The organism is Nocardia vermiculata NBRC 100427 (assembly GCF_001613265.1).
In the GTDB taxonomy this organism is placed as follows: Bacteria; Actinomycetota; Actinomycetes; order Mycobacteriales; family Mycobacteriaceae; genus Nocardia; species Nocardia vermiculata.
In genome coordinates, this window is sequence record NZ_BDCA01000023.1 from 49656 (window position 1) to 67542 (window position 17887).

General features: G+C 67.6%; 15 protein-coding genes. 6 read left to right on the forward strand and 9 right to left on the reverse strand.

The annotated features are described in order from the left end of the window. Nucleotides 1–17 precede the first annotated feature (17 nt). A complete protein-coding gene (locus tag NV2_RS22670; protein WP_067878020.1) occupies nucleotides 18–656 on the reverse strand; it encodes a TetR/AcrR family transcriptional regulator C-terminal domain-containing protein in 639 nt (212 codons plus the stop codon). Nucleotides 657–738: 82 nt separating this feature from the next. Between NV2_RS22670 and NV2_RS22675 the strand changes: the two genes are divergently transcribed. The 5 genes from NV2_RS22675 to NV2_RS22695 all read left to right on the forward strand — a co-directional run bounded on the left by NV2_RS22675 (nucleotide 739) and on the right by NV2_RS22695 (nucleotide 6279). Continuing rightward, on the forward strand, nucleotides 739–2217 hold the full coding sequence (locus NV2_RS22675) for an FAD-dependent monooxygenase (RefSeq protein WP_084475296.1): 1479 nt from the start codon (nucleotides 739–741) through the stop codon (nucleotides 2215–2217). Between the two features lie 168 nt (nucleotides 2218–2385). After that, nucleotides 2386–3231, forward strand: a complete 846-nt coding sequence (gene thiD / locus NV2_RS22680; protein ID WP_067878026.1) for a bifunctional hydroxymethylpyrimidine kinase/phosphomethylpyrimidine kinase — start codon at nucleotides 2386–2388, stop codon at nucleotides 3229–3231. 122 nt (nucleotides 3232–3353) lie between these two features. Beyond that, complete coding sequence (locus NV2_RS22685) at nucleotides 3354–4865, forward strand: NERD domain-containing protein (protein WP_067878029.1); 1512 nt, start codon at nucleotides 3354–3356, stop codon at nucleotides 4863–4865. 50 nt (nucleotides 4866–4915) lie between these two features. Further along, nucleotides 4916–5413, forward strand: coding sequence for a nitroreductase/quinone reductase family protein (locus NV2_RS22690; protein ID WP_067878032.1), 498 nt, complete (start codon nucleotides 4916–4918; stop codon nucleotides 5411–5413). 104 nt (nucleotides 5414–5517) lie between these two features. Continuing rightward, nucleotides 5518–6279, forward strand: a complete 762-nt coding sequence (locus NV2_RS22695; protein ID WP_067878034.1) for an SDR family oxidoreductase — start codon at nucleotides 5518–5520, stop codon at nucleotides 6277–6279. A gap of 54 nt (nucleotides 6280–6333) precedes the next feature. On the opposite strand, the gene NV2_RS22700 is transcribed toward NV2_RS22695, so the two are convergent. Genes NV2_RS22700 through NV2_RS22730 form a run of 7 tightly spaced genes read right to left on the reverse strand, consistent with a single transcriptional unit; the run spans nucleotide 6334 to nucleotide 15534 of the window. Continuing rightward, a complete protein-coding gene (locus tag NV2_RS22700) occupies nucleotides 6334–6963 on the reverse strand; it encodes a TetR family transcriptional regulator (RefSeq protein WP_174550624.1) in 630 nt (209 codons plus the stop codon). An 8-nt stretch (nucleotides 6964–6971) separates the two neighbouring features. Beyond that, nucleotides 6972–7760 carry an enoyl-CoA hydratase family protein gene (locus NV2_RS22705; RefSeq protein WP_067878036.1) on the reverse strand — a complete coding sequence of 263 codons (789 nt, stop codon included), beginning with the start codon at nucleotides 7758–7760 and terminating at the stop codon, nucleotides 6972–6974. A gap of 55 nt (nucleotides 7761–7815) precedes the next feature. After that, nucleotides 7816–8976: an acyl-CoA dehydrogenase family protein gene (locus NV2_RS22710; protein ID WP_067878039.1), complete on the reverse strand. Its 1161-nt coding sequence runs from the start codon at nucleotides 8974–8976 to the stop codon at nucleotides 7816–7818. Nucleotides 8977–8997: 21 nt separating this feature from the next. Then, nucleotides 8998–11070, reverse strand: a complete 2073-nt coding sequence (locus tag NV2_RS22715; RefSeq protein ID WP_067878157.1) for an ATP-binding protein — start codon at nucleotides 11068–11070, stop codon at nucleotides 8998–9000. A gap of 8 nt (nucleotides 11071–11078) precedes the next feature. Further along, nucleotides 11079–12677 carry an acyl-CoA carboxylase subunit beta gene (locus tag NV2_RS22720; RefSeq protein WP_067878042.1) on the reverse strand — a complete coding sequence of 533 codons (1599 nt, stop codon included), beginning with the start codon at nucleotides 12675–12677 and terminating at the stop codon, nucleotides 11079–11081. Further along, on the reverse strand, nucleotides 12674–13822 hold the full coding sequence (locus tag NV2_RS22725) for an acyl-CoA dehydrogenase family protein (protein ID WP_067878044.1): 1149 nt from the start codon (nucleotides 13820–13822) through the stop codon (nucleotides 12674–12676). The genes NV2_RS22720 and NV2_RS22725 overlap by 4 nt, the downstream gene beginning before the upstream one ends. Next, entirely contained in the window at nucleotides 13819–15534 is a 1716-nt protein-coding gene (locus tag NV2_RS22730) for an acyclic terpene utilization AtuA family protein (RefSeq protein WP_067878046.1), read from the reverse strand. Before NV2_RS22730 ends, NV2_RS22725 begins: the two co-directional genes overlap by 4 nt. 224 nt (nucleotides 15535–15758) lie before the next feature. On the opposite strand from NV2_RS22730, the gene pdxR reads away from it, so the two are divergent. Beyond that, nucleotides 15759–17231, forward strand: coding sequence for a MocR-like pyridoxine biosynthesis transcription factor PdxR (gene pdxR, locus NV2_RS22735; RefSeq protein WP_067878159.1), 1473 nt, complete (start codon nucleotides 15759–15761; stop codon nucleotides 17229–17231). Here the strand turns inward: pdxR and NV2_RS22740 are convergent. Next, nucleotides 17186–17689 (reverse strand): cupin domain-containing protein, encoded by a 504-nt coding sequence (locus NV2_RS22740; RefSeq protein ID WP_067878049.1) that lies wholly within the window; start codon nucleotides 17687–17689, stop codon nucleotides 17186–17188. The two genes, pdxR and NV2_RS22740, sit on opposite strands and share 46 nt — an antisense overlap. Nucleotides 17690–17887 lie beyond the last annotated feature (198 nt).

The following is a 17887-nucleotide window of genomic DNA, read 5'->3' on the forward strand; positions in this document are numbered from 1 at the left end:
CGGCGCGGCAGAACCGCTCAATCGGTCGCCACGAGCGCGCCGATCCCCGCGAGTATGACCCGCATGCCGTGGTCGAACTCGATATCCGGTTCCGCAGCCACCTGCACCGAGACCAGCTGCGCCGTGCGAGGAAAGCGTTCGGCGTCGACCACGCCCGCCAGCTGTGTGTAGGGGTTGTCGGGACCGTAATCCACGCCGGTGCGCGCCTGCTCCTCGATGACGAAACCGATGGTGTAGTGCAGCAGGACCGGAAAGACGCGGGCTGCCTCGGTCAGCGTGAAGCCGGCATCCTCCAAGGTGCGCAGCGTCAATTCGATGACCCGCCACATGGATTCGTCGCTCACATTGGTTCCGGCGAGGAGGCGACCGCCATCGCGATGCCGCAACATCGCGGTACGTAGCCGACCGGAGAGTTCGGCTGTCCAGTCCTGCCACGACACCCCCTGACGCGGCGCTTCGACCCCGGCGACGGCCTCCACGAATACCGCCCGCGCCATCACGTCCAGCAGTTCCCGCTTGTTCTTCACATGCCAGTAGAGCGCGGGCGCCTGCACGTCCAGCGCCGCCGCGACCTTGCGCATGGTCAACCCGTCGAGCCCCGTCCGGTCGAGCAGGTCCAGGGCCGCAGCGGCGATGACCTCGGGATCGAGTTTCATCGCACCTCCTTTCCCTTGACACTTTAACAATGTTCTGGTGTCCTTAACAACGTTAAGGATTTAACGTTGTTAAGGAGCGATCGTGTCGAAGACGGAAGTAGTTGTCGCAGGTAGCGGACCCACCGGCCTGATGCTCGCGTACGAGCTACGGCTGGCCGGGGTCGAAGTGGAACTGCTGGACGCACTCCCCGGCCGCACCGGTGAGTCGCGGGCCGGAGGTATCCACGCGCGGTCCATGGAACTACTCGACCAGCGCGGACTGCTCGAGAACATGCTGGCTCAGGGGCTCCGCATCGACGCCGGGCACTTCGGTGGGATACCGCTGGATTTCGGGGATTTCCCGACCAGGTACCCGTTCACCCTCGGCCTCCTGCAGTCCCGGATCGAAGCCGAATTGGAGTCCGCGGCGGCAGCTTCGGGAGCCCCCGTGCACTGGGACTCGCCGGTGACCGGTTACCGGGCCGACGAGGACGGCGTGCTGGTTCAGGTCGGTGGCGTTCGTCCCCGGCAGATTCACGCTCGGTACCTCGTGGGCTGCGACGGTGGGCGCAGTAGCGTCCGCAAGCTGGCCGGGATCGGTTTCGACGGCACGGAGGCGACAGTGACCGGCATGCTCGCCGACGTGGAACTCGCCGAACCACCCACCGCAGGATTCTTCGGGAAGCGCGCCGCGGTGGGTGACTTCTCGGTCATCCAGTTCGAGCCCGGGTGGTATCGCCTGATGGCACAGTGTCACGATCGAGTGCTGCCGCGCGGTTCGGAACTGACCTTCGAGCAGTTCCGGGCTGCATTCACCGAACTCGCGGGAACCGACTACGGGATGCACAGCCCACGCTGGGTCACCCATTACAGCGACGCCGCCCGGCAGGCGGACCGCTACCGCTCCGGCCGGGTCTTCCTGGCCGGCGACTCCGCCCATATTCACTATCCGGCCGGTGGACAGGGGCAGAATCTGGGTCTGCAGGATGCGGTCAACCTGGGCTGGAAGCTCGCAGCCGTGCTACGCGGCGACGCCGCCGAGGAGCTGCTGGACAGCTATGAATCGGAACGGCACCCCGTCGCGGCGCGGGTACTGCGCAACACTCGGGCTCAGACCGCAGTGCAACGACCGGGTGAGCATATGGACGCCTTGCGGGACACGATGGCCGAGCTGATCGGCGTCGACGAAGTACGGCACCGTCTCGGACTCATGATCACCGCACTCGATATCCGGTACGACGGCGTGGGCGATCACCCGATGACCGGCCGGCGTATCCCGGACATCGCCCTCACCGTCGAGGGGCGCCCGGCCCGCATGTACGAACTCCTTCGTGCCGGACGACCGGTCCTGCTGGTACGCAACAATGCCGGCGTGCCCGATATCGGCCCGTGGAAGGATCGGGTCGACCTCGTCTGCGCCGAGGATCCGGACGGCGAATGGATCGCCCCGGGCATCGGTCCCGTCGCCGCACCTGCCCAGGTTCTCGTCCGGCCGGACGGATACATCGGCTGGGCCTGCAACGATTCCGACGCGACCGGCCTGGGCACCGCACTCACCCGCTGGGTCGGCGGACGACATTGAGCAACCGTCCCCGCCGGCGTATTCACCGGAGGGCGCGACGGCCTGCAGCTCCGGCCCGCATTGCGCCGCGCACGGGGCACCCGAGGTGCCGGCGGCTGATACCCGGGCGCTCTTCGCGCAGCTGTGACCCGTCCGCATCCTCCGCACCGCTCGTCGTAGGGTTCAGTGGTGAAATTGCTGCCTGTTCCGGAGGTGGGGGATACCCCGATCCGGGTGTTGACGATCGCCGGTACCGACTCCGGAGGCGGGGCCGGTATCCAGGCCGACTCGCGGACCATGGCATTGCTCGGTGTCCATGCCTGCGTGGCGGTCGCCGCGGTGACCGTACAGAATTCGGTGGGAGTCAGCGGATTTCACGAGATACCGCCGGAAACCGTCGCCGACCAGGTGCGGTCGGTGGTCGGCGATATCGGGGTGAGTGCCGCCAAGACCGGGATGCTCGCCTCGACCGCGATCATCGAGGCGGTCGCGCAGGTCTGCGGTGAGGTGGGTATCGGTGGCGACGGGCCGATTCCGCTGGTGGTCGACCCGGTGGCGGCGTCCATGCACGGCGATCCGCTGCTGCACACCGAGGCGCTGGAGGCGGTGCGCTCGGTCCTCATCCCGCGTGCCACCCTGGTCACTCCGAATCTGGACGAGGTGCGGCTACTCACCGGCATCGTGGTCACCGACGATCACACCGCACGCCGGGCCGCCGAGGCGCTGATCGGGCTCGGTGCGCGGTGGGCCATCGTCAAGGGTGGCCATCTGCGAACCTCCGAGTTCAGTACCGATCTACTCTTCGACGGCGAGCACTTCCACGAGCTCACCGCCCCCCGGATCAGCACCGGCAACGACCACGGCGGCGGCGACACCCTCGCAGCCTCCACCGCCTGCGCCCTGGCCCACGGTTACGACATGCCGGAGGCGGTCGCCTTCGGCAAAGAGTGGACCACCCGCTGCCTGCAGGCCGCCTACGATCTCGGGGCCGGACACGGACCGGTCTCCCCGTTGTGGCGGTTACACGAGAACTGAGCCCACCCGGCGCATTTCGGTGATACAGCAACCTCCCGGCTTTTACCCATCGTGAAAACCGTTGCGGCGCAGTACCATATACGGAGCGGGCCACAACTCGAAGTCGGGACGAGGAGTAGACCATGCTGATCATCAATGCCGAAACCGGGAAACCCCGAACCGAGCGCCAGGTGCTCGAATTCCTCCAGGACTACGGAACCAATCCCGGTGTCGCCATCTCCGGACTGAACGTTCCCGATCAGCACCGGCGGCGCACCACCGAAGCCGATATCGTCGTATTCACTCCCTTCACCGCCGCGGTCATCGAGGTGAAGGGCATCCTCGAACCGAGCGGCGGCACGCTGTTCTGCGGCAGCAACGGACGGTGGTCGCTGTCCGGAGTCACCGGCGACCCGGTACATGTGCGCGCACACGACCGCAATCCGCTCGACCAGGTGAGCGAGCCGATGTTCGGCCTGAAAAACCTGGCCCGCGTGGTCGGGCGCGACGACACACTGTTCGTCAACGGCCTGGTCGTGGTCGTACCGCATCCCGGTGCCAGCGTCTCACTCGACAAGCCACCGCTGCCCACCGGTCGCGATGTGCTGCTCGGCGCCGAACCCACGCCGCTGTGGCAGTGGTTCAACCGCAAGGCATTCCAGGTGCGCGACGATCCGTGGACCGTCGAACTGGTGATTGCGGTACTGGCGGCGACCGGATTGGATCAGGCGCGCATTCCGGAGCAGGCCGCTGCGCTTCGTGCCGCCCTGCTGCGTGAGGGATTCACCTCCGATACGCCGCTCGTGGCACCCGCCCCTACCGGTGAAATCGGCGCCGACGCATCCTTCGAATTCTCACCGCCGCCCTCGACCGGCGACGAGATTCTGTCCGGATCGTCGGCGGGCGGCACGATTGCCGGTGCCACAACCTTCTCCGGACCTCCGACGTCGCGGCCGACAGACGACGAGCACGAGGATCTCGCAGGGATACCGCCCGGATTCGCGATACCCCGGCCTGCGGACGAGGAGAGCGCCGATCACGCAGGCATACCGTCCGACACCGCCGGACCACACCGCCTCGGCGAGAAGCTTTCCGGCATCGCAGGGCACGAACCCGCGCATCCTCGGACCACCGGTGACGAAACCCATCTCGCCGAGGCCGCACCGGCCGACCGCATCGACGCCGAACCGCACGAATCCCCGTCCGGCACCGGCTCGCACGGTGTCTCTCGAGTCCTGCCGTTCCGCAGCCCCACACTGGCCGGACCGCAGTTGGAGCCCGATCCGCGGGCAGGAGCGGTGCCCGGCCCACGGCCTGCCGAGCCGGAACCAGAACAGTGGGCGGCGCCCGCGACCGCACGCCGCCGATCCCGTCACCAGGTCCAGGCACTGGCAGTACTCGGCGCCCTGGCCGCCGTACTCGTCTGCTTCGTCTGGTACCTCGGCGGCAGTGATTCCGCCACACACAGCGATGCCGGTGACCGGCCGGCCGACCCCTCCACCGCCGAAGCACCCCCGGCGGCCCCCATGCCGGTAGCCCCGCTGTTCAAGGCACCCACCACCCCGGCGGGCGCCGAAGCACCGGCGCCACAACAGAGTTCGGGCCTGTTCCCGCAGCAGTCACAAGCCTGCTACCCGTTCCAGACCGACTGCTGAACGGACCTCACGCGCGCGAAGTTGTCGTACCTGCTCGGCATACTCACTGTATGAGCGAAACCGAGGCGGCAACCCAGCGCGATATCACCTCCTACGACGACCCGGATGCACCGTGGAATCAGGCGGTAGCCGACGGAGACATCCGGAATTGGAACAATCCGGTCATCGAGGAGTTCCGGGCGAACGGCGGCAGGGTCGGCGGGTCCTACGAGGGTGCCACCCTGCTGCTGCTCACCACCACGGGCGCACGCAGTGGGAAAGCGCACGTGGTCCCACTCGGAGTGCTGTACCGGGACCAGATCCCGTACCTGAGCTCGTTCATCGAAGACAAGTACCCGGCCTGGTATCACAACATCAAGGCGAACCCACAGGTCACCGTGGAGCTCGGTACCCGAACCCACCACGCCCGCGCCCGAGCCCTGGAGGGCGCGGAATACGACGAATTCGCCACCTGGGCGCTGGCCGACAACCCACTGCTGGCCGACTTCCAGTCCCGCACCACACGTCCGGTGCCGCTGGTTGTTCTGGAGCTCGACGAACCCGAGTGAGATCGACTCACCCGGCCCGCCGCTGAGACACCGCCGCACGAAACCACCACGAGGCCGCGGCGGCACTTGCTTGAAGTGCACTCCAGGTTCTTACTGTCGACGCCATGACGACGACGAAGAATACGAACGGCGGGCCGACCGGGAAGGTCGTCGCGATCACCGGGGCGAGCAGTGGCATCGGGGCGGCCACCGCGCGGGAGTTGGCTGCGCGAGGGGCGGCCGTGGTGCTGGGCGCCCGGCGCACCGATCGGCTCGCCGCCGTGGTGGCGGAGATCCGCGCCACCGGCGGGACTGCGGAGATGGTCGAGGTGGATGTCACGCAACGGGCCGGCCCCGAACGATTGGTAGCCGCCGCGGTGGACCGATTCGGGCGCCTGGACGTCCTGGTCGGCAACGCCGGGGTCGCCCGGACCGCACCCATGTCGGATCTCGGCCTCGACGACTGGGACCGGATGATCGACGTCAATCTGCGTGGCGTGCTGCACGGCATCGCTGCCGCACTACCGGTGTTCCGGCAGCAGGGCCGCGGCCACTTCGTGACCACGATTTCGACTTCCGGCTTGAAAATCGTTCCCACGCAGGCTGTCTACGCCGGCACCAAGAATGCGGTGCGCACGCTGCTGGAGGCGCTACGTCAGGAATGCACCGACGGCGTCGTCCGCACCACCTCCATCTCACCGGGTTTCGTCCGCACCGAGCTGGTCGACCACGTCGACGACCCCGAACTCCGAGCCCAGGCGCAGCAGGCCATGCGGGCGATCGGCATCGCCCCGGAAGCCGTGGCCCGCGCCATCGCCTTCGCCATCGAGCAACCCGACGACGTCGAAATCGGCGACATCACTCTGCGCCCGACCGTGCAAGGGTGAGCGTCGGGCCGCACACGTCCGCTTGCCCACGGGGCCGAATCGGGCCCTCGCTCTTCAGCCGGCGGCGTGCAGGCCCAGGTGCAGGGTGGCTGCCCACTGGTGGACAATTTGTTTGCGACGGACCGAGTCGTCGGTGAGGACGTCGGCCAGGCCGAGTCCGCGGGCCATGTCGAGGGTGGCTTGGACGAGGTGGTGGGCGGTCGGGTCGGAGTCGTCGACGCCGAGCGCCTCCACGGCCAGGCGGTGGGAAACTCGGCCGAAGCGAGCTTCCAGGGGGACGATGCGTTCGCGCAGGGCCGGGTCCGCGGCGGCGTGGGTCCACACCTGGAGTGCGGCCTTGAACAGGGGGGTGGTGTAGGACTCGACCAGTTGCGCGACGACGGCCTCGGTGCGGGCCAGGTCGTGGGCGACGGGTTCGGCGGCGGCCGCCTGTAAGGCGGCGGCTTCGGCCTTGGATTGCGCCATCCGGGCGTCGAACATGTACTCCAGGGCGGCGGTGATCAGGTCTTCGCGGGTGGGGAAATGGTGTTGCGCCGCACCGCGCGATACCCCGGCTCGTTCGGCAACCACCGCGACGGTGGCGGCCGCCCAGCCCATCTCGGCCAGACAGTCGATGGTGGCTTCGAGCAACCGCTGCCGGGTGGCCCGGCTGCGGTCCTGTTTCGGTTCGTGCGACACGGTCATGATGGGCCCTATTCTGCCCAGGTCGGTGGGCGGCGCTCGAAGAAGGCCGTCATCCCCTCCACCACCTCCGGAGTGCCGAAGAAGCTGCCCGAACGGCGGGCCAGCTCCTCGGCACTGCGCTCGAATTCGGTGAGCAAACTGGCGTTGACCAGGCGCTTACTCTCCGCCAAGCCCTGTGGCGACCCCCTCCGCAGCGCCTCGCACAGCCGGCCGATCTCGGCGGCCGGATCGTCCGCGGCGACGGTGATCAGCCCGATCCGCTCGGCTTCGGCAGTGTCGAAGGTCTCACCGGTCTGGAAGTAGCGGGCCGCCGCGCGCGAGGTCATCCGTGGCAACAGCGTCATCGAGATCATGAACGGTGCCAGGCCGAGCCGCGCCTCGGTGAGCGCGAAAGTGCTCGACGGGCCGGCGACCACGATGTCGCAGGCACCGACGATGCCCATCCCCCCGGCTCGGACATTGCCGTCGATCTGCGCAAGCACCGGTTTGTGCAGTTCGACTATGCCCTGCAGTACCTCGATCATCCATCCAGTGCGGATATCGGCGGCAGCCGCGGGATCGGCGTCCAGCGCCTCCTTCAGGTCCGCGCCCGCGCAGAAGGTATTACCGGTGTGGGTGAGGACGATGCCGCGCACCTGCTCGTCCCCGCCGGCCCGGCGCAATCCGTCGAGCAGTTCGTGCACGAGTTTCGACGACAGCGCGTTGCGGTTGTGGGGTGAATCGAGGGTGAGCACCGCGAAGCGATCGCGCACCTCGTAGTGCACGAAGGAAGCACCGTTTTCGGACGTGTCGGTCATCAATTGCTCCTTCGAGTCGCTCGACCGGCGGGTTGCGCGGCCGCCGTGCACGAAATCAGTAGGACCTGGGCAGGTTCAGCGAATGCTGGGACACGAAGTTCAGGATCATCTCGCGACTGACCGGCGCCACCCGCGCGATCCGGGCCGCGCCCAGCATGCTCGCCAGCCCCACATCCGAGGTCAGGCCGGACCCGCCGTGGGTCTGGATCGCCTGGTCCAGCGCCTTGATACTGGCCTCGCCCGCAGCGTATTTCGCCATGTTCGCGGCCTCCGCCGCACCGAAGTCGTCGCCGGAGTCGTACAGCACCGCGGCCTTCTGCATCATCAGCTTCGCCAACTCGAGTTCGATCTTCACCTGGGCCAGCGGATGCGAAATACCTTGGTGCGCACCGATCGGGGTCTTCCAGACCTGGCGGTCACGCGCGTACTCGACGGCCCGGTCGATGGCGTAGCGGCCCATCCCGACAGCCATCGCCGCACCCATGATCCGCTCCGGGTTCAGTCCGGCGAACAGCTGCGCGATCGCGGCGTCCTCCTGGCCGACCAGCGCGGTACCGGGCACTCGCACATCGTCGAGGAACAGCGTGAACTGGTTGTCCGGCTCGATGATGTCCATCTCCTGGCGGTTCTTCACGAAGCCGGGAGTGTCGGTGGGCACGATGAACAACGCCGGTTTCAGCTTGCCGGTCTTGGAGTCCTCGGTGCGCGAAACGATCAGCACCGCCTCGGCCTGATCCACCCCGGAGATGAAGATCTTGCGGCCGTTGAGGATCCAGTCACCGCCGTCGCGGCGGGCGGTGGTGGTGATGTTGTGCGAGTTGGATCCGGCATCGGGCTCGGTGATACCGAAGACCATCTTCGACGAGCCGTCGGCGAGCCTGGTCAACCAGTACTGCTTCTGCTCCTCGGTGCCGTACTTGGTGATGATGGTGCCGCAGATGGCAGGCGAGACCACCATCAGCAGCAGGCCGGCGCCGCGGGCGGACAGCTCCTCCATCACCAGCGCGAGCTCGTAGATACCGGCGCCGCCGCCACCGTACTCGTCCGGCAGGTTCACGCCGAGGAAGCCGAGTTCGCCTGCCTCGTTCCACAATTCGTCCAGCGGCTCATTGCGACGGGCCTTGGGCAGGACGTAGTCGGAATAGTTGTATTTCGCGGCGAGTTTCGCGACCGCCGCCCGCAGTTGCTGCTGCTCGTCGGTTTCGATGAAGCTCATGGAATCTCCTGTATTCGGCGGCTATTCGACGCTGTCTTCGACATGGACCACGGCGAGCACAGTGCCGACGTCGACCTGTTGCCCGGCTACGACATTCAGCTCGGTCAATAATCCGGTGGCCGGGGCCGCGATGGTGTGTTCCATCTTCATCGCCTCCAACCACAGAATGGGCTGCCCCTTCGTCACGGTGCTGCCGGCCTCGGCACCCACCCGGATGACCGCTCCGGGCATCGGTGCCAGCAGTGAGCCTTCGGCCACCTGATCGGCGGGATCGGAGAAGCGCGGCAGCTTGCGCAGCGCGACCGGCCCCAACGGGGAATCGACCGCGACCAGATCGCCGTAGCGGGCGATCTCGAATCGCCGGCGCACCGGTCCACGCTCCCCGGGCACCGACAGCACCACCGTGTCCGGGCCGGCCTCGAGCAAGGCGAGCCCGTCGTGCCCGTCGACCTCGAGCCCGGTCCGGGTGAGCCGATATCGCACCTCGTGCACGCCGGTGTTCCGGCTCTCATAGCTCTTGTGCTGCGCTTGGGAAGGCAGGTTGCGCCAGCCGCTGGGCAGACCCGCGCCGATCGTGGCCCGCGACCGGTTCGCCGCCGCATCGGCCAGTGCCGCCGCGACGATCGACAACGCCTCGTCGGACTCGGAGACCAGCGCGGCCGCGAGCTGCTCGAGACCGTGGGTGGCGAAGAAGGCGGTATCGGTGTCCCCGGCCAGGAACGCCGGATGCCGCAGCACCCGGACCAGCAGGTCGCGGTTGGTGACCAGCCCATGGATGCGGGCCCGCTGCAATGCGGTCGCGAGCAGATGCGCTGCCTCGTCGCGGGTGTCGGCGTAGGAGATGACCTTGGCCAGCATCGGGTCGTAGAACACTCCGACCACCGAACCGGCGACGACCCCGGAGTCCAGCCGCAGACCCGGCTCGGTCAGCACCGTGAATTCGGCCGTGCCCGCGCCGAATTCGATGCGGTGCACGGGTCCGCTTTGCGGCTGCCAATCCTGGGCCGGATCCTCGGCATACAACCGCACCTCGATCGAATGCCCGCGCATCGGTGGTGGCGTCGCGGGCAGCCGGTACCCCTGCGCCACCTGGAGCTGCAGCCGGACCAGATCCAGGCCGGTCGTGCATTCGGTAACCGGATGTTCCACCTGCAGACGGGTATTCATCTCCAGGAAGAAGAATTCGCCCTGCTCGTCGGCCAGGAATTCGACCGTGCCGGCGCCCTGGTAACCGATGGCCTCCGAAGCCAGGCGGGCCGCCTCGAACAGGCGCCACCGCATGCTGTCCCGGCGGGGCGGCCATTCGGATCCGGTGCCTTCCCCCGCGCCGCCGATCCGCTCCACCAGGGGTGACGGCGCCTCCTCGACCACCTTCTGATGCCGCCGCTGGATCGAGCATTCCCGCTCGCCCACCGTCCACACCCGGCCGTGCGTATCGGCCATGACCTGGACTTCGATGTGGCGGCCGGTTTCCAGATAGCGTTCACAGAACACCGTCGGATCGCCGAAGGCCGATTCGGCCTCCCGCCGGGCGGCCTCGAGCTGTTCGGTCAGCTGGGAAAGCTCCCGCACCACCCGCATACCGCGCCCACCGCCACCGGCCGACGCCTTGATCAGCACCGGGAGCATCTCCGCGGTGACCTCGGCCGGGTCGAGCTGTTTCAGCACCGGAACACCGGCGGCGTCCATCATCTTCTTCGACTCGACCTTCGAGCCCATCTGCTCGATGGCGGCCACCGGCGGGCCGATCCAGACGAGCCCGGCCTCCTGCACCGTCTTCGCGAATTCCGCGTTCTCGGAGAGGAATCCGTATCCGGGGTGGATGGCATCGGCCCCGGCGGCCTGTGCGGCCGCAATGATCAGATCGGCGCGCAGATAGGTTTCGGCGGGGGTGTTGCCGGGCAGCCGGATCGCGGCATCCGCCTCGGTCACGTGCGGGGCGTTCGCATCCGCGTCCGAATAGACCGCGGTCGTGCCGAGACCCATCCGCCGGCAGGTGGCGAAGACCCGGCGGGCGATCTCGCCGCGGTTGGCGACCAGAACGTTCGTGATGCGGCCCGCGTCCGGCACGGACGTGCTTCGCGCTGCAGACATACCGGTCCTCACATCCGGAAGACGCCGAAGCCCGCGGCGCCTTCGATCGGGGCATTGTGGATGGCGGACAACGCCATTCCCAACACCGTGCGGGTGTCTCGGGGGTCGATGACACCGTCGTCGTAAAGCCGGCCGGACATGAACATCGGCAGCGATTCGGCCTCGATCTGTGCCTCGATCATGGCGCGCATCCCCTTGTCGGCCTCCTCGTCGAAGGTGCCGCCCCGGGCCTCGGTCGCGGCGCGGCCCACGATGGAGATCACGCCGGCGAGCTGGGCGCCGCCCATCACCGCGGATTTCGCACTGGGCCAGGCGAAGACGAAACGCGGATCGTAGGCACGCCCGCACATGCCGTAGTGCCCGGCACCGTAGGAGGCGCCCATCAGCACCGAAATGTGCGGCACCTTCGAGTTCGACACCGCGTTGATCATCATCGCGCCGTGCTTGATGATGCCCTTCTGCTCGTACTCCTTACCGACCATGTAGCCGGTGGTGTTGTGCAGGAACAGCAGTGGGGTGTTCGACTGGTTGGCCAGCTGAATGAACTGGGCCGCCTTCTGCGCTTCCTCGGAGAACAGCACACCGCGGGCATTGGCCAGGATGCCGACCGGGTATCCGTGCAGTTCCGCCCACCCGGTGACCAGGCTGGAACCGTAGAGCGGCTTGAACTCGTCGAAATCGGAGCCGTCCACGACGCGGGCGACGACCTCGCGCGGATCGAACGGAATTTTCAGATCGGTCGGGACGATGCCGAGCAGTTCCTCGGGATCGTGCAGTGGTTCGACCACCTCCGCCCGCGGCGCCGGCCCCTGCTTGGTCCAGTTCAGCCGCCGCACGATGGAGCGGCCGATCCGGATGGCGTCCTGTTCGTCGGCGGCCAGGTAGTCCGCCAGGCCCGAGGTGCGGGCATGCATCTCGGCGCCGCCGAGCGATTCGTCGTCGGATTCCTCACCGGTGGCCATCTTGACCAGCGGCGGTCCACCGAGGAACACCTTGGAGCGTTCCTTGATCATCACCGTGTAGTCGGACATGCCGGGGATATAGGCACCACCGGCGGTCGAATTCCCGAAAACCAGGGCGATGGTAGGGATTCCGGCCGCCGACAGCCGGGTCAGGTCGCGGAACATGCGCCCACCCGGAACGAAGACTTCCTTCTGCGTGGGCAGATCCGCACCACCCGACTCCACCAGACCGATCACCGGCAGCCGGTTCTCCAGCGCGATATCGTTCATCCGCAGGTTCTTGCGCAAGGTCCACGGGTTCGAGGTGCCGCCGCGCACCGTCGGGTCCGGGGCCACGATCATGGCTTCGACGCCCTCGACGATGCCGATGCCCGCGATGACGCTGCCGCCGACATGGAATTCGCTCCCCCAGGCGGCCAGCGGCGCCAGCTCCAGGAACGGGGAATCCTCGTCGATGAGTAGTTCGATGCGCTCCCGCGCGGTCATCTTGCCGCGCTTGCGATGCCGCTCCAGCTTGTCGGGGCCACCGCCGGCGATATTCTTGGCGTATTCCGCCTCGACCTCCGCGAGCTTCTCGGTCATCGCCTCGGCGGCGGCCTGATAGTCCGCGGAATTCGAATCGATGGATGTACGTAGTGCCGTCAAGATTGGTACCCCAATCGCTTGGCCGCGAGGCTGGTCAGGATTTCGTTGGTGCCGCCGCCGATGCCGAGAATGCGGACATCGCGGTAGTGCCGCTCCACCTCGGATTCGCGCATGTAGCCCAGCCCGCCGAACAGCTGAACCGCCTGGTGGGCAACCCATTCCGCGGTTTCCACCGCGGTGTTCTTGGCGAAGCAGACCTCGGCGATCAGGTCGGTCTCGCCCGCGGCGGAGCGTTCGGCGACATGCCGGGTGTAGACCCGCGCCACGTCGATGCGGCGCGCCATTTCCGAGAGCGTGTTCTGCACGGCCTGGCGGCTGATCAGTGGGCGGCCGAAGGTTTCCCGGTCGCGGCACCACTGCAGGGTCAGATCCAGGCAACGCTGGGCGTGGCCGTAGGCCTGCACCGCGAGGCCCACCCGCTCGCTGACGAACGCCGCGGCGATCTGCGCGAACCCAGAGTTCTCGGTGCCCACGAGGTTCGAGACCGGCACGCGCACATCCACATACGACAGTTCGGCGGTGTCGGAGGCCAGCCAGCCCATCTTCTCCAGCTTGCGGCTCACCGTGAAACCGGGGCGGTCCTTCTCGACCAGCAGCAGCGACACACCGGCCGCGCCCGGACCGCCCGTACGCACGGCGGTCATCACGAAGTCCGCCCGCACGCCGGAGGTGATGAAGGTCTTGGATCCGTTGACCACGTAGTCGTCACCATCGCGCACCGCGCTGGTGGTGAGGTGGCCGACATCGGAACCGCCACCGGGTTCGGTGATGGCCAGCGAGCCGATCTTGTCCCCGGCGAGAGTGGGCTTCACCCAGGTGTCGATCAGCTGCGCGTTGCCCGAGGCCGCCAGGTGCGGCACCGCGATACCGCAGGTGAACAGGGAGGCGAACAGTCCGCCCGAACAGCCGGCGTAGTGCATCTCTTCGGCCACCACCGCGGCGTCGATCCCGCTACCGCCGGCACCACCGACCGCCTCCGGGAACTGGATGCCGAGCAGGCCGAGGTCGCCGGCCTTCCGGTGCAGTTCGCGCGGGATCTCCCCGGCGCGCTCCCAGTCGTCCAGATAGGGCAAGACCTCGCGCTCGGCGAAACCTCGTACAGTCGAACGTAATTCACGCCGCTCGGGCGAATCCCACACACTCACGGTAGTAGCTCCACTGGTAGATCGATGTAGCGAGAGCGCAGCCATTCGCCGAGCCCCTTGGCTTGTGGATCGAATCGGGCCTGATAGGCGACGCCGAGGCCGAGCAGATCCTCGACGATGAAGTTCACCGCGCGCAGATTGGGCAGCACATGCCGGGTGACGGCGAGCTTCGCGGTCTCGGGCAGCAGGGCCTTCAGCCGCTCGACGGTCAGGGTATGCACCAGCCAGCGCCACTGCTCGTCGGTACGTACCCAGACACCGATATTGGCGTTGCCACCCTTGTCACCACTGCGGGCCAGCGCGATCGTGCCCAGCGGTACCCGCCGGGTTTCGCGGTGCGGCAGTGGTTCCGGCAGCTCCGGTTCCGGCACGTCGGTCACCTCGGCCGTCGGCGCGACCGGCGCGATCGACACCTCGGCGCCGTTCGGCAGCACCACCGTGTGCGCGACGTCGTTCGCATCGACATAGCCCGCGGTGAACACGCCGTAGGGCGAACCGTTTCCGGGCGGCGAGGTCAGGGTGAAACCGGGATAGCTGGCCAGCGCCAACTCGACTGCGGCACTGGAGAACGCGCGGCCCACCGTCGTCGGATCGGGATCGCGGGCCACACAGCGCAGCAGTGCGCTGGCCTGCTCCTCGGTCTCGGCGTCGGGCCGGTCCAGGCGCGACAGCGACCAATCCAGTTCCGCGGGTCGCAACCGCAGCCAACTCTCCAGCTGTTGTTGCACCAGGCGCGCTTTGGCCTCGATATCGAGTCCGGTCAGCACGAAAGTCATCTCGTTGCGGAAGCCGCCGACCGTATTCAGCGAAACCTTCAGTTTCGGCGGCGGTGCCTCCCCCGTGACACCGCTGATCGTCACGCGATCCGGTCCGTCGGTGCCCAGCCGAATGCTGTCCAGGCGGGTGGTGACATCCGGACCGGCGTACCGCGCGCTCTGAATCTCGTACACCAACTGGGCACGAACCGTGTCCTCGGTGACCGCGCCCCCTGTTCCGGGGTGTTTGGTGATCACACTGCTGCCGTCGCGGCGCAACTCCGCGATCGGGAATCCGGGGCGGTTCAGATCTTCGATCTCGGTGAAGAAAGCGAAGTTGCCGCCGGTGGCCTGGGTACCGCATTCGATGACGTGGCCTGCGACCACCGCACCGGCCAGCTCGTCGAAATCGTCCCGGGACCAGCCGAAGTGGGCGGCCGCCGGACCGACGACCAGGGCGGCGTCGGTGACCCGGCCGGTCACGACGATGTCGGCACCTGCGTTCAGCGCCTCGGCGATGCCCCACGCTCCCAGGTACGCATTCGCGGTCAGGGGCGAGCCCAGGCCCAGCTCCTGGGCTCGGGGCAGCAGGTCGTCGCCGTGCACGCAGGCGATCTTCGCGTCCAGTCCGAGCTTGTCCGCACCTTCGGCGATGCGCTGTGCCAGACCGGCCGGGTTGAGCCCGCCGGCGTTGACGACGATGCGCACCCCACGCCCGAGTGCCAGGGCGAAGCAGTCCTCGAGCTGGCGAAGGAAGGTCTTGGCATAGCCGAGTTGGGGATCTTTCATCCGATCCCGACCGAGAATCAGCATGGTCAGTTCGGCGAGGTAATCCCCGGTGAGCACATCGAGCGGCCCGCCCTCGAGCATCTCCCGCATCGCACTCGCCCGGTCACCGTAGAACCCGGAACAGTTGCCGATCCGGAGCACCTCCGGATCGGAGCCCAGCTGAGCCATCTGCGCGGCGCCTCCTCCTGCGACGTGACTGGCACAGCGCCTGCGCTGCGTCGCGCTCCAGGGTCACACCGGGCCCGGAAAAAATCAAGCCTGCGTGCTTGTTAATTCTGCAGATCCGCAGGTGGGGTCGTTGCGAATCCACCCCGCGCAGTTCGTCGCCGCTCGAAACTCTGCCATGGACGTAGCCTGTGCACCGGAAATTACCGATCGAAGGATGCAATCTGGTGCCGGATTCTCGGGTCCACTCAGCCGACGGGACAGGATCGGACCTCCATCTCGAGCTTTCGCCCGAGGGGCCTCGCCGGGCGGCTGTCGCGGCGGCGCTGCGTGCGGCGGTCCGCAGTGGACGACTCGCGCCGGGCACCCGCCTGCCGCCGTATCGCACGCTGGCGATCGATCTGGGAGTCGCCCGGAATACGGTCGCCGACGCCTATGCCGAACTGGTCGCGGAGGGCTGGCTCACCGCGCGGCAGGGGTCGGGTACCCGGGTGGCCGACCGTGCGGCGCCGCGGGCTCATCGCCTCCCGAAACCAGCTCCGGCCCGCGCGCAGGCCACACACGATCTGCGACAGGGGCAGCCGGACGCGACATCGTTCCCCCGCACCGCCTGGGTGACTGCCGTCCGGCGTGCGGTCACCGGTGCGCCGCACGATGCCTACGGCCCCGGAGATCCGCAGGGGCGCGTGGAGTTGCGCCGCGTGCTCGCGGAATATCTGGCGCGTGCGCGCGGCGTCGACGCCGCGCCCGAGCAGATCGTCGTCTGTGCGGGATTCGCCCACGGGCTGCGCTTACTCTTCGGCGGTGGCGTGCTGACCGGCCCCCTCGCCGTGGAGCCGTACAGCCTCGCGTTTCACCGCGCGATCCTGTCCGAGGCCGGAGTGCGTACGCTCCCCCTGCGTCTGGATGCCGGCGGCGCCCGGACCGACGAGCTGACCACCCTCTCGCGTGGCTCGGCGCGCCCCCGTGCCGTACTACTCACGCCCGCCCACCAGTTTCCGACCGGCGGGCCACTGATCCCGCCGCGTCGCACCGCGGCCGTGGATTGGGCGCGGCACCACGACGGGATGGTGTTGGAGGACGACTACGACGGCGAATTCCGCTACGACCGCGAACCCGTAGGTGCGGTACAGGGACTCGATCCCGACCATGTCATCTACTTCGGTTCGGTCAGCAAAAGCCTGTCCCCGGCGATCCGGCTCGGCTGGATGATCCTGCCGCCACACCTGGTCGAATCCGTCCTCGCCGCCAAGGGTCTGCGCGAGCCGTGGACCGGGGTCACCGACCAGCTCGCACTGGCGGAATTCATCGAATCGGGGCAGTACGACAAGCACGTTCGCCGCATGCGGCAGCGGTACCGCGCGCGGCGCAATCTACTGACCACGATGCTGGCCGAATACGCCCCGTACGTCACCGTGACCGGGATCGCAGCCGGGCTGCATGCTGTCCTGCGCTTACCGCCGGACACCGAGAAATCCACAGTCGAGGCAGCCGACCGGGTGGGCGTGGCCCTGGACGGGCTCGCGGCGTTCCGTCACCTCGACAGTCGAGAGCCGCATCGAGACGGCCTGGTCGTCGGATACGCCACCCCGCCCGAACACCGCTACCGCCCGGCGCTGGAAGCGCTGTGCCGCGCCCTACCCCGCGCCGCGGCTCAGCCCTCGGCGAGCGACTTCGACCACACCGGGCTGTCGAAGTAGTGATTGTCGTAGTGCTGTGAACTGTCGCGGATGTCCTGCACCGTCGCCTCGCCGCGATAGACCCGCTCCAGCAATCGGTAGTAGTCGAAGCGCTGCAGTCCCGGGGTGAAGACCACCAGCAACTCGGCCTCGCTGTCCGGCGCCGGCGCGAAGGCGTGCGGGATGGTCGGCGGTATCGTCAGGAAGTCACCCTTGCCCAAGGTCAGGACCTCATCGTCGACCAGGAAGCGCATCCGGCCGTCCAGCACGAAGAACATCTCCGTGGCCTTGGTATGGAAGTGTGCTGGAGCGCCCGGCGAGCCCTTGCGGAAGGTGGCCTTGTTCGCGGTCACCGCACCGCCGGTCGCATCAGCGTCGGCGAACAACGTGATCAGGCTCTTCGCGCCGTCCTGCAGCGTCTCCGCCTGCTCGGCGCGGACGAGGACGGGCGCGGTCGAGAAGTTCGTATCGGTGCTCATGTCATCTCCCGGACGACTCGAACCTGGCTTGCACCCAGGTATTTCGTGCTGACACCAACGAATGTACGTTTCCGAAAGACCCACTCGACAGTTCATTTCGGTGCAGAATTTATGGGTCAATTTCACCGCTGACGGACCCGCGAACCACGCCGCCTTCCTCACTCGGCACTCGAGCGGGACCGGCCGGTGTGCAGAGAT

What these genes read in the sequence shown, in the direction of transcription:
- NV2_RS22690 (WP_067878032.1), top strand. Translation starts at nt 4,916, where the DNA reads ATGAGCGAAACCGAGGCGGCAACCCAGCGCGATATCACCTCCTACGAC.
- NV2_RS22715 (WP_067878157.1), bottom strand. Translation starts at nt 11,070, where the DNA reads ATGTCTGCAGCGCGAAGCACGTCCGTGCCGGACGCGGGCCGCATCACG.
- NV2_RS22670 (WP_067878020.1), bottom strand. Translation starts at nt 656, where the DNA reads ATGAAACTCGATCCCGAGGTCATCGCCGCTGCGGCCCTGGACCTGCTC.
- NV2_RS22730 (WP_067878046.1), bottom strand. Translation starts at nt 15,534, where the DNA reads ATGGCTCAGCTGGGCTCCGATCCGGAGGTGCTCCGGATCGGCAACTGT.
- NV2_RS22695 (WP_067878034.1), top strand. Translation starts at nt 5,518, where the DNA reads ATGACGACGACGAAGAATACGAACGGCGGGCCGACCGGGAAGGTCGTC.
- NV2_RS22710 (WP_067878039.1), bottom strand. Translation starts at nt 8,976, where the DNA reads ATGAGCTTCATCGAAACCGACGAGCAGCAGCAACTGCGGGCGGCGGTC.
- NV2_RS22685 (WP_067878029.1), top strand. Translation starts at nt 3,354, where the DNA reads ATGCTGATCATCAATGCCGAAACCGGGAAACCCCGAACCGAGCGCCAG.
- NV2_RS22700 (WP_174550624.1), bottom strand. Translation starts at nt 6,963, where the DNA reads ATGACCGTGTCGCACGAACCGAAACAGGACCGCAGCCGGGCCACCCGG.
- NV2_RS22740 (WP_067878049.1), bottom strand. Translation starts at nt 17,689, where the DNA reads ATGAGCACCGATACGAACTTCTCGACCGCGCCCGTCCTCGTCCGCGCC.
- NV2_RS22705 (WP_067878036.1), bottom strand. Translation starts at nt 7,760, where the DNA reads ATGACCGACACGTCCGAAAACGGTGCTTCCTTCGTGCACTACGAGGTG.